This is a genomic window from Massilia sp. TWP1-3-3, assembly GCF_049897805.1.
GTDB lineage: Bacteria > Pseudomonadota > Gammaproteobacteria > Burkholderiales > Burkholderiaceae_D > Telluria_A.
The window spans coordinates 142,944-154,450 of record NZ_JAFCWX010000013.1 but is presented as its reverse complement, the minus strand read 5'-3'; the positions used below and the strand labels follow the sequence as shown (position 1 = coordinate 154,450).

7 protein-coding genes are annotated in these 11,507 nt (G+C 66.5%); 6 read left to right on the top strand and 1 reads right to left on the bottom strand.

Annotated features, from left to right (window positions below):
- Window positions 1-180 precede the first annotated feature (180 nt).
- From ACP7D4_RS15315 to ACP7D4_RS15290, 6 genes are all read left to right on the top strand, one after another.
- Window positions 181-1,125, top strand: a complete 945-nt coding sequence (locus tag ACP7D4_RS15315) for a hypothetical protein (protein WP_426209922.1) — start codon at window positions 181-183, stop codon at window positions 1,123-1,125.
- A gap of 94 nt (window positions 1,126-1,219) precedes the next feature.
- The gene (locus ACP7D4_RS15310; protein ID WP_426209920.1) at window positions 1,220-1,684 is read left to right on the top strand and encodes a (2Fe-2S)-binding protein; all 465 of its coding nucleotides are present in this window, start codon (window positions 1,220-1,222) and stop codon (window positions 1,682-1,684) included.
- Window positions 1,681-3,951, top strand: coding sequence for a molybdopterin cofactor-binding domain-containing protein (locus tag ACP7D4_RS15305; RefSeq protein WP_426209918.1), 2,271 nt, complete (start codon window positions 1,681-1,683; stop codon window positions 3,949-3,951). Before ACP7D4_RS15310 ends, ACP7D4_RS15305 begins: the two co-directional genes overlap by 4 nt.
- A gap of 202 nt (window positions 3,952-4,153) precedes the next feature.
- Complete coding sequence (locus ACP7D4_RS15300) at window positions 4,154-6,193, top strand: TonB-dependent receptor plug domain-containing protein (RefSeq protein WP_426209916.1); 2,040 nt, start codon at window positions 4,154-4,156, stop codon at window positions 6,191-6,193.
- 11 nt (window positions 6,194-6,204) lie between these two features.
- The gene (locus ACP7D4_RS15295) at window positions 6,205-7,110 is read left to right on the top strand and encodes an ABC transporter substrate-binding protein (RefSeq protein ID WP_426209915.1); all 906 of its coding nucleotides are present in this window, start codon (window positions 6,205-6,207) and stop codon (window positions 7,108-7,110) included.
- On the top strand, window positions 7,100-9,907 hold the full coding sequence (locus ACP7D4_RS15290; protein WP_426209913.1) for a response regulator: 2,808 nt from the start codon (window positions 7,100-7,102) through the stop codon (window positions 9,905-9,907). Before ACP7D4_RS15295 ends, ACP7D4_RS15290 begins: the two co-directional genes overlap by 11 nt.
- Window positions 9,908-9,936: 29 nt before the next feature.
- Here the strand turns inward: ACP7D4_RS15290 and ACP7D4_RS15285 are convergent, their stop codons facing one another.
- A complete protein-coding gene (locus tag ACP7D4_RS15285) occupies window positions 9,937-11,367 on the bottom strand; it encodes an aldehyde dehydrogenase family protein (protein ID WP_426209911.1) in 1,431 nt (476 codons plus the stop codon).
- Window positions 11,368-11,507 lie beyond the last annotated feature (140 nt).

Below are 11,507 nucleotides of genomic sequence, written 5' to 3'. Positions count from 1 at the left end.
GCAACAACGCAAAGAAAGCTGGATCACGAAGGACGGATTGGCACATAATGGACTCGTCTCAACGGTGTCAGAAACCAGAGACTCGTCCTCAGAGGGCTTGCTGGTCAAGCTCTTTGAGGGCGCTCAGCCTTAAAACCTCAGTTATTCTGCACAAAACTCCCTCAAAAGCCATCAAACATCTTGCACGCGCTCAACAAGGCGATCGCGCTGGAGAACGGCAATCCTGCACATGCGGGCATGTTGGCAACGCTGAAGCTGGAACGTGCGGGCTATCCGGCCACTACCCGGGTGCGGGCTCCGCGCGTGGCTGTTATGCTCACTGGCATTCTCGACGATATCCTTTCCAGGCAAATCAGCATTCCGGAAACAATTGAAGGACCGGCAAACGTCTACTGGATTGTCCCCCGAACACTTCTTGTGGACGAAAAATTCCATATTGATATATTTGAGGCGGCATGGCGGCGCTCTGAATGGCGCGAACATGCATACCTCCTGCACATAGTCCCGTCCACGCCGGCGGCGGGCTATGCCATCGTGTCGCAACTCCAGAAAGGGATTGACGACTCGACCCTCCCATACATACTTGTGGTAGCGGCGGATAGCCTGCTCGACAGCAATGAACTGGTGTTGGCGGAGATATTTTCCATCGCATCCCCGCTGGGATATATCCCAGCAGAAGGTGCGGCGGGATTCCTGTTGTTCAACCCGGCGAAAAGTCCGCAAGGCATGTGGGCGAACTCGGCAACGCTTGCCCCTGTCATAATGATGCAGTTTCCTCCGGAACAAGCCGCCAAAGACGCCGCAAAGACGCTATCGCAAGCGATGGCCGCATCCATATCGGCGGGAGCGACGTCTTCCGCTGATGTGAAGCTGGTCATTAGCGATACCGATCATCGGGTGCAGGGGAGCATGGCTGTGATCGGCGCCTTGGCGCAGGTGATGAACCACCTGGACCCACTCGAGGACCGCCTTTGTCCAATGGAATATGCTGGGTCATTTGGTGCGGCGACGGATGTTATCCATCTTGCGTTGGCGATGGAAATGGCGACTGGCGACAGCCAAGTCGTCTGCGTAATTTGCAATGCCCACACGCAAGTAGCCTCTGTTCTCGTATTGCCTGCATGAATATCGATGACCGTGCCAGACGCCACTCATATGTTGCTATTGTTCCATCCTTTTCGGGGCATCATACTTCGCGTTTGATATGGAGAAATCTCGCATGAAACTGAACGTCAACGGACACACCCACGAGCTTGACGTCGAACCCGACATGCCCCTGCTATGGGTCCTGCGCGACGAACTGAACCTGCCTGGCACCAAATACGGCTGCGGCATGGCCCTGTGCGGCGCGTGCACCGTGCATCTGGACGGCGTGCCCGTGCGTTCGTGCGTGACGCCGGTCGGCTCCGTCACGGGCGCCATCACCACCATCGAAGGCCTGGGCACCCCGGCCTCTTTGCACGCCGTCCAGGCTGCCTGGATCGCGCATCAGGTGGCGCAGTGCGGCTACTGCCAATCCGGCCAGATCATGAGCGCCGCCGCGCTGCTGAAGACCAATCCCAACCCCAGCGACGCCGACATCGACACCGCCATGTCCGGCAATCTGTGCCGCTGCGGCGCCTATCCGCGCATCCGCGCCGCCATTCACGCGGCGGCCGCAAGCCTGAAGCAGGGCGCGGCATGAGCAAACTTGGCACCCTCGCGCGCCGCACGTTCCTGGTCGCCTCCGCTGCCGTGGCCGGCGGCGCCGCCTTCGGTTTCTACAAATACCGCCAGCCCCACCCGAACCCCTTGAGCGTAGGCCTGGCGCCGGGCGCCGTCGCCCTCACGCCGTACGTGCGCATCGATGCGCAAGGCATCACGATCATCACGCCGCGCGCCGAAATGGGGCAGGGCATTCACACCACGCTCGCTGCGATGGTGGCCGAAGAGCTGGACGTCGCCTGGGACAGCATCCGCGTGGAACACGGCGCCCCCGGCGCTGCTTACTACAACGACGCGGCCATCCGCGACGCAGCCCCCTTCGCGGGTATTGACGAAGGCAAGGCGGCCAACGCCGTGCGCGGCGCCATGGGCGTGGTGTCCAAGTTCCTTGGCATTCAGGTCACCGGCGGCTCGTCCAGCGTGCCCGACGCCTTTGACAAGATGCGCGTCGCCGGCGCGGCCGCGCGTTTTGCGCTAGTGGCCGCCGCCGCCGCGCGCCTCAACGTGAGCGCCTCCCGCTTGCGCACCGCAGACGGCATGGTCATCGCCCCCGACGGCCGGCGTATCGCCTACACCGACCTGGCCGCCGCAGCCGCCGCCATTGCCCTGCCGGCGGCGCCGCCGCTCAAGCCGCGCGCCCAGTGGCGCTACCTGGGCAAATCGATGCCGCGCGTGGACATGCTGGCCAAGTGCACCGGCACCGCCGTTTTCGGCATCGACGTGCGCTGCGAAGACATGCTGTTTGCCGCCGTGCGCATGAATCCGGCCATCGGCGCGGCGCTGAATCACTTTGACGCCACCGCAGCCAACGCCATGCGCGGCGTGGTGGCCGTGGTGAGCCTGCCCGGGGGCGTGGCCGTGATCGCCAACAATACCTGGCGCGCATTCCAGGCAGTGGCGGCCGTCAAGTGCGACTGGGCCGCGCCGTCGCATCCGGCCACCAGTGCCGCCATGATGGCCGCCATCGCCGCGTCATTCGACGACCAGCACCACGACAGCCGCCTGCGCGACGACGGCAACGTCGGCGCGGCGCTGGCCGCAGGCACTGTGCTGGAAGCCGAGTACCGCGTGCCGTTCCTGGCCCACGCGACGATGGAGCCGATGAACGCCGTCGCCTGGTTCAATGGCAAGGGTGAGGGCGAGGGCGCGGGCGCGGGCGATGAGCTGCACATCTGGTCCGGCGTGCAGGCGCCCACGCTGGCGCGCGACCAGGCTGCAGCGGTCTCCAGCATCGATCCGGCCCGCGTGCATGTGCACACCACGCTGATGGGCGGCGGCTTTGGACGGCGCGCCGAATCGGACTTCGTGGTGCAGGCGGTGCGCCTGGCCATGGCCGTCAAGGGCCGGCCCGTGAAGCTGACCTGGAGCCGCGAAGAAGACATGACGCAGGATATGTACCGTCCGGCCGCCATTGCGCGCTTTCGCGGCGCCACCGCGCACGGCACGGTGCAGGCGCTGGACGTGCGCGTGGCCAGCCCTTCGGTACTCGAATCCCAGGGCGGTCGCATCGGCGCATCATTGCCGGGGCCCGATAAGTTGATCGTTGACGGCGCCTACGACCAGCCCTACGGCATCGCGCACAACCGCGCCACTGGTTATCGGACCCCGGCGCTGCTGCCGGTCAGCTCCTGGCGCTCGGTCGGCAATTCGTACAACGGCTTTTTCATGGAGAGCTTCATCGACGAACTGGCCGCCCAGGCCAAAGCCGATCCAATGGCCATGCGCCTGGCGCTGCTCACCCACGCGCCATCGCGCAAGGTGCTCGAAGCGGTGGCTGCCATGTCGGGCTGGGGCCGGCCGATGGAAAAGGGCAGGGGCCGCGGCGTGGCCTTTCACTATTCGTTCGGCGTGCCGACCGCGCATGTGCTCGAGGTCACGATGGGCAAGGATGGCATCACGCTCGAGCGCGCCTTTATCGCCGCCGACGTCGGCACCGCGCTCGACCCGCGCAATGTCGAGGCGCAGCTGCAGTCGGCGCTTATTTTCGCGCTGAGCGCGGCCATGTTCGGACAAGTCACTTTTGCCGGGGGCGCCGCCCAGCAAACCAACTTTCACCAGTACCAGGCGCTGCGCATGGCGCAGTCGCCGCAGATCACGGTGCGCGTGCTCGAGGGCGGCGGGCCGATTCGCGGCGTGGGCGAGACCGGCGTGCCGCCGGCGGCGCCGGCCCTGGCCAACGCCATTTTTCACGCCACAGGCCAGCGCATTCGCGAGCTGCCGCTCAACAAGCACATTGCGTTTGCCTGACACTGCTTGCCTGACCCGATTGTCTGAAACAGCTGGCAAGTTTGCACGATAGTCAAGTGCGGCGCACGCCACTGTTGTAGCAATCGCAGGCGCAATTGATTGATTCCTCAAATTCAGGGATACTTGCGGAAAAATTGTTAGTACGATCACGATTGGGGACATGAGCGCAGCAACGACAAGGCAGGCCTGCCGGATAATCGCCATGGCGGCTTTGCTTGCCAGCGGCGCGGTGCGCGCGCAGGCAGCGCCGTCGGCGGCCGATGAACTGGACTTGCTGGCCCAGGAAAACATCGTGTACTCGGCCGCGCGCTATGCGCAGACGATTGCCGAAACGCCGGCCAATGTCTCGGTCATCAGCCGCGACGACATCCGCCGTTACGGCTACCGCAGCGTGGCCGACGCGCTCAAGTCGCTGCCCGGTGTCTACGACGCGGCCAGCCAGTGGCCGGCGCTGGGCGTGTCCGGGGTGGCAGTGCCGGGCGACTTCGGCTCGCGCATCCTGTACCTGGTCAATGGCATGCCGGTCTACGAGCCGACCTACGGCGGCTTCTTCCTCGAGTACCTCGATATCGAAAGCATCGAGCGCATCGAGTTTGTCAAGGGACCCGGTTCGGCGCTGTACGGCAGCGGCGCGGTCATGGGACTGGTCAACCTGATCACCCACAGCGACAAGGAGGGCGCCGCCGCCAGCGCCGGCCTGGTAGCGGCCAGCCACCGCGCGGCCAAGCTGTATTTCACGCGCGGCGCGGCTGGGGCGCGCGTCAACAGTTTTGTCGCCGCCAGCGCCGCCTACAGCGCGGGGCGCGACCTGTACCTGCCGGAGCTGGACACCCCCGCCTTCAATAACGCGCGCTTCAAGGGCGTCTCGTCCGGCAACGACGCAGCGCGCACGGCGCGCCTGTTCGCCCGCATGACGTCCGGGCCGGCCTGGCTGCAGGCGCTGCTGGTGGCCGGCAGCAAGCGCGATCCGCTGGCCAGCTATGCGTCGGCCTTCAATGGCCGCCTGATGCTGCGCGAGTCGCTCGCCGCGCTTGAAGCTGGCTTTACGCGCGAGCTGGGCGTGGGCGGCCAACTCAATGCGCGCGTCTATTCGTTCACCGCCACCGAACGGGGCGACTATCCGTATGCGCGCGCCGGCGAGCGTGGCGCAACGCCGGTGTACATCAACGTCTCCGACCTGGCCAGCCGCCAGCTGGGCGCCGAATTGCGCTATGACCGCTTCATCGCGCGCGGCCACCACCTGCTGGCCGGGATCGAAATGAAGCATATCGGTTTCACCCACCAGGTCGGCGACCAGCCGGGCACGCAGCGCAGCGGCGTGTTCAGCGTCGACCGCCACGAGAGCTACATGCAGTGGGCCCTGTTCGCGCAGGACGAGATGCGCCTGGGCCCCGGCACCATGTTCCTCGGTGCGCGCCTGGACAGCTACCACGGCTTTTCGGACGGTGTCAGCTCGCGCCTGTCGCCGCGCGTGGCCTACGTGCAGGAACTGGCGCCCGGCGTGAGCGCCAAACTCATTTACGGCGAAGCCTACCGCGCGCCGACGGTCTATGAATCGCGCTACCAGGACGGCATGCCGGCCGCTTCCACCATCTGGGCCAATGGCGCGCTGCGCCCGGAATGGTCGCGCTCACTCGAAGCGCTGCTCATCGCGCAGTCCGCCAGCGGCGTGCAGTGGCGCCTGTCGGCCTTTTTCAAGAATCTGCGCGACACCCCGGTGCAGGTGGCGACCCCGCAGTACCAGGGCATCGACTGCGGGCTTGGCCCCACAGGCTGCATCCAGTACCGCAATGCGCTGCCGCCGCAAAGCGTGGCCGGGGCCGAAGTGGCCGTGCGGGTGCGCCAGGGCGACCGCGGCGACTTCTATGCCTCGCTGGTGCTGCAGCGCGGCAGCGACAAACTGGGCGACCTGACCAGTTCACCGCGCCAGCAGTTCAAGGCCGGCATCAGCCGCGAGCTGCCATGGCCCGACGTCGACGCCGCGCTCGAGACGCAATATACCAGCAGCGTGCTGGGCCGGTTCGATGACGACAGCGCCGTGCGCGACCGCGTGCCGTCGGCCCTGCTGGTGGGAGCGGTGTTCAATGCCGCGCGCCTGGGCGACGGCTGGCGCGCCTCGCTGCGCATCGACAACCTGCTCGACCGCCATTACGCAACCGTCGCCTCGCGCGAACTGCACCCGCTCAAACGGGTGCCTGCCGACGCTCGCCGCTTTTCCCTCCAACTGCAGCGCGACTTTTAATGGCGCCTGCCATGCGCCTGCTCCCAGTGCTGCTATCGCTGCTGCTGTCGCTGCTGGCGCTGCTGCTCGCGCCGCTGGCGCGCGCCGACATCATCGTGCTCGCCTCCGACGACAAGGGCGCGGTGGCGGCGGCGACCGGCGCACTGCAGGCGGCCTACGGCGCCCGCATCACGACCTATAACCTGGGCGGCAGCCGCGCGCGCGAAACCGATGTCGTCAAGGCCATCAACGCCTCCCCGGTGCGCCAGGTGGTGGCCGTGGGGCTGCTGGCCGCGCAGGTGGCGCGCCGGCGCCTGGACGAAAAGCAGGTGGTGTTTTGCCAGGTGCTCAATGTCGAGGAATTTTCACTGATTGCGCCCTGGATGAAAGGGGTGAGCGGCATTCCTTCGCTGACCAAGCAGTTCGCCGCCTGGAAGGCGCTTGACCCGGGACTGCGCAAGATCGGCCTGATCACCGGGCGCCACGCGAGCTACATGGTGGCCGAGGCGCAGATGGCGGCGCGCAGCCTGGGCCTGGAACTGGACCACGTGGCCGTTGCTTCCGACCGCGCCGTGCTGCCGGCGCTGCAGGAGCTGCGCGAGCGGCGCATCCAGGGCCTGTGGCTGGCGCCCGACAGCACCATCCTCAGCCAGCGCACCATCTTCGACGTGATGGCCTTCAGCGTGCGCCACAACCTGCCGGTGCTGGCCTTTTCGCCGGCGCTGCTGCGCGAGGGCGCGCTGCTCTCGGCCACCGCCGACACCGGCGAAATTGCCAGCGTCACGCTCGAACGGCTGCGCCGCTCAAGCGCCAGCGAGGTTGCCGGGGAGCCGCTCGAAGCGCTGGCAGAAGCGCACATCACCATCAACGCGGCCGCCGCAGCGCGCTTTGGCCTGACCATTACGCCCAAGCTCAAGGAGCAGGCCAATGTCCAGTGACGCCATGCAGCGGCCAAGCCTGGTGCGGCGCATGGCCGCCATGCTGTGGTTCGCCGCGGTGCTGGCGTATGTCATCACGCTGGTGTCGATGGTGGCCGGCGCCAATTATCTGATCGAGCGTAACCTCGACCAGCAGGCGCGCCAGCTGCTGCCGATGTTCGACGACCTCTCGGTGCAGGTGCTGCTCTCGCCCGAGAGCAGCGCGCGTTCGCGCATCAGCAGCAACGCCGCGCGCATCCCGGACATTGGCCTGGTGCGCGTGTACGACCGGCGCAACCTGGCGGTGCTGGCCGAATATCACAAGAGCGGCTCGCCCGCCTTTGAGCGGCTCGATCCCGCTCGCGCCGCCAGCATGAGCGCGCACGGCGCGGCCATCAGCCGCGTCGAGCGCTTGCTTGGCGTGGGCCGCTCGATCCAGGCGTTCGCGCCAATTCGCCAGGTGATCCAGCGCAGCGAGCTGCTCGACTACGGCATGGCGCCGCACGCCGAAACCAGCGAGACGGTCGGCTTCATCGAAATCGGCATGGACTTTGCGCCGTCGCGCAACGCCGTGTATGGGGGCGCCCTGGTGACGCTGGGCGTGCTGTCGCTGGTGCTGCTGGCCGCTATGTCGGCCATCATCGGGCGCATGCGCAACGCGCTGCGTCCGCTGCACAACTTGCAAGAAGCGCTGGCCCGCATCGCCGAGGGCGACTTTGACGCCAGCGTCGGCGACGGCCCGGCCGACCGCGAAGTGGCCACCATCCGCGACGCCATCGGCACCACCATCGTGGCGCTGCGCCAGCGCGAGGCCGAGCGCAACGAAGCGGTGCGCGCCAAGGTCATGGCCGACGAATCGAACGTGGCTAAAGGCACCTTCCTGGCCAACATGAGCCACGAGATCCGCACCCCGATGAATGGCGTGATCGGCATGCTCGAGCTGCTGCTCGACACCGAGTTGGCGGAAAGCCAGCGCCAGTTCGCCAGCGTGGCCCACACCAGCGCCGAGAGCCTGCTGTCGCTGATCAACGACATCCTCGACTTTTCCAAGATCGAGGCGGGCAAGCTCGATCTTGAAGCGATTCCCTTCGACCTGCTGCATGAACTTGAAACGCTCGCCAGCGGCCAGGCGCTGGCGGCGCAAGCGCGCGGGTTGGACCTGGTGGTCAATTATCCGGCGCACCTGCCGCAGATGCTGGTGGGCGACCCGTGCCGCATCGGCCAGGTGGTGGCCAACCTGCTCAGCAACGCCATCAAGTTCACGGCGGCCGGCTATGTGCTGCTGGACGTGCGCCTGGTTGGCCAATGGCCGCAGCACTGCCGCCTGCGCATCGCCGTCACCGATACCGGGATCGGGCTGGCGAACGAACACCTGGAGACCATCTTCGACAAATTTACCCAGGCTGACCCCAGTACCACGCGCCGCTTCGGCGGCACCGGGCTGGGGCTGTCGATCTGCAAACTGCTGGTCGAGATGATGGGCGGGACGATCGGCGCCCACAGCGCGCAGGGCAAGGGCAGCACCTTCTGGTTCGAGCTCGACCTGGCGCTGGCGGGCGTGACGCGTCCTGCCATTGAACCAGGCTCGCTGGCGGGCCTGCGCGTGCTGTGCATCGACAGCCACGACGCCCAGTGCGCGGCGCGGCGCGAGCAGTTCATCGAGCACGGCATCCTGGCCGACAGCGTCGACAGCGGACGCGCCGGCCTCGATGCGCTGGCGATCGCCGCCGCCGCCCAGCAGCCGTATGCGGTGGTGCTGATCGACCATCAGCAGCCGGACATCGATCCCGAAACGCTGGGTGCGATGATCAAGGCCGACCGGCGCTATTCGAACGCGCTGCTGGTGATTGTCGGCGCGCTGTCGGACGCTGCCGACAGTGGCCGCTACGCGCATGCGGGCTATGCGGCGTTGCTCTCCAAACCGGTGCCGCAGCAAGCCTTGATCGACACGCTCAAGGCGCTGCGTACCTCGCTCTCGATCGGCATTGCGCTGCCGTTCATGAACTTCAGCAGCCCGCCGGCGGTCATTGCCGTCGCGCCGGCGGCGCCGCCGCCCCTGGCCGGTCACCGCATCCTGGCGGTGGACGACAACCCGGTCAACCTGCAGGTGGTCAGCCACATGCTCGAACGCCTGGGCGCCGAGGTTGACCTGGCCGAGAACGGGCGCATTGCCGTGCACATGTTCCTGGCCAAGCCGTATGCGGCTATCCTGATGGACTGCCAGATGCCCGAACTGGACGGCTACCAGGCGGTGGCCGAAATTCGCCACCTGGAAAGCGCGATGGTGACCGCGCAAGGGCCCACCGGACAGCGCCGCATCCCTGTCATTGCGCTGACGGCGCACGCGCTCGAAGGCGAACGCGAAAAGTGCATCAACGCCGGCATGGATGATTTTTTGACCAAGCCGCTGCGCGCGGCGGCGCTGCGCGACAAGCTGGCGTGCTGGCTCACGCCTGGCGCTGGTCCGTGCGACGCTGGTGACGAAGCGGTCGAGGGCGACCCGGTGGAGGCGGCGAGAAGGCTTTTTGGCGAAAAATTTGCCGAATTGGCGCGTCTGTTTTTGGACGACACGCCACCCCGGATGGCGGCGCTGGCCGCAGCGTTAAACACGGCCGATGGCGCCAGGCTGGCCGAGATTTCGCACACACTGGCCGGCAGTGCCAGCGCCGTGGGGGCGCTGGCCATGTCGGATCGGTGCAAGGCGCTGGAGAAGGCTTCGCTGAACGGCGACGGGGCGGCCATCCGCTTGGCGAGCGCGGCGCTTGGCGAGCAGTACGCGCTCATCGAGGCGCGCTTGCTGGCGCTGCTGGAGCCCTGAAGAAAGTTGTGGCGACGGGGGCGGCGTGCTTACACCGCGCAATAAGCCGTCTTCACCGTCGTGAAAAATTCGGCCGCATACGCACCCTGTTCGCGCGACCCGTAGCTCGAGCCCTTGCTGCCGCCGAACGGCACGTGATAATCCACGCCCGCCGTCGGCACGTTGACCATGACCATGCCCGCCTGCGCATGACGCTTGAAGTGCGTCGCAAACTTGAGCGAAGTGGTCACGATCCCGCTCGACAAGCCAAACTCGCTATCGTTGGCCAGCGCCAGCGCGTGCTCGTAACTGTCGGCCGGGATCACGCTGGCCACGGGCCCGAAGATCTCTTCGCGGCTGATGCGCATGTCGTTGCTGCAATCGGTAAACAGCGCCGGCTGCAAAAAGAAGCCTTCGGTGGCGCAGCGCACGCGATGGCCGCCGAAAGCGAGCGTGGCGCCTTCGTCCTGGCCGATGCGGATGTAGTCCATATCCTGGTCCAGCTGGCTCTGGTCGACCACGGGCCCGATGTCGACCCCCGCGCGGAGCGCGTCGCCCACCGTCAGCGTGGCCAGCTTTTCGCGCACCGCCGCCACAAATGCCGCATAAAGCGACTTCTCCACGATGATCCGGCTCGACGCCGTGCAGCGCTGACCGGTGGAAAAGAACGAGCCTTGGACGGCGCAGTTGACGGCGGTGGCCAGGTCGGCGTCGCCCAGGATCACCAGCGGGTTCTTGCCGCCCATTTCAATTTGCACCTTGGTCATGCGGCCGATGGCCGCCTGCGCCACCTTGGCGCCGGTGCTCACCGAGCCGGTAAAGCTGATGGCGTTCACGCGCCGGTCGTTCAGGAAGGCCTGGCCGACGACGCTGCCGCGCCCCATGACCAGGTTGAAAACGCCGTTCGGCAGGCCGGCGCGGCTGATGATCTCGGCCAGCGCCCAGGCGCTGGCCGGCACCAGTTCGGCCGGTTTGATCAGCACGCAATTGCCGTAGGCGAGGGCCGGGGCGATCTTCCAGGCCGGGATTGCAATCGGGAAGTTCCACGGCGCGATGATGCCGACCACGCCGACCGGCTCGCGCGTGACTTCCACGTCCAGGTTGGGCCGCACGGAGGCGATCTTGTCGCCGCGCAGGCGCAGGCACTCCTGCGCAAAATACTTGAAGATGGCGCCGGCGCGTGCCGCTTCGCCGATGCCTTCGACGCGCGTCTTGCCTTCTTCGCGCGAGAGCAGCGTGCCCAGTTCTTCCTTGCGCGCGATGATTTCGGTGCCGATTTTGTCCAGCGCATCGGCGCGCAGCTGGATGTTCGACAGCGCCCACGCGGGCGCGGCGGCGGCGGCGGCGGCGATCGCGAGCAGCGCCTGCTGCGCGTCGGCCTGCGCGTAGTGGCCGACGATGTCGGCGGTGTTCGATGGGTTGATGTTGGCGGACGACGAGGCGCCGTCGACCCAGGCCCCGTTGATATAGTTCTGTTTCATGGCGCGCTCAGCTTGGAAAGGAAAACGCAAGCTTATCATCGCGTCCGAACCCGGTCTTGTGCCTGGGCGACAGGCAGTTTGTCAATCGCGACACAATCACCTTGCCCAAAAAGCAAAAAACCGCCCCCGCTTGCGCGAGG

Coding starts and splice junctions, on each gene's coding strand:
- ACP7D4_RS15310 (WP_426209920.1), top strand. CDS start 1,220: ATGAAACTGAACGTCAACGGACACACCCACGAGCTTGACGTCGAACCC.
- ACP7D4_RS15305 (WP_426209918.1), top strand. CDS start 1,681: ATGAGCAAACTTGGCACCCTCGCGCGCCGCACGTTCCTGGTCGCCTCC.
- ACP7D4_RS15300 (WP_426209916.1), top strand. CDS start 4,154: ATGGCGGCTTTGCTTGCCAGCGGCGCGGTGCGCGCGCAGGCAGCGCCG.
- ACP7D4_RS15295 (WP_426209915.1), top strand. CDS start 6,205: ATGCGCCTGCTCCCAGTGCTGCTATCGCTGCTGCTGTCGCTGCTGGCG.
- ACP7D4_RS15290 (WP_426209913.1), top strand. CDS start 7,100: ATGTCCAGTGACGCCATGCAGCGGCCAAGCCTGGTGCGGCGCATGGCC.
- ACP7D4_RS15285 (WP_426209911.1), bottom strand. CDS start 11,367: ATGAAACAGAACTATATCAACGGGGCCTGGGTCGACGGCGCCTCGTCG.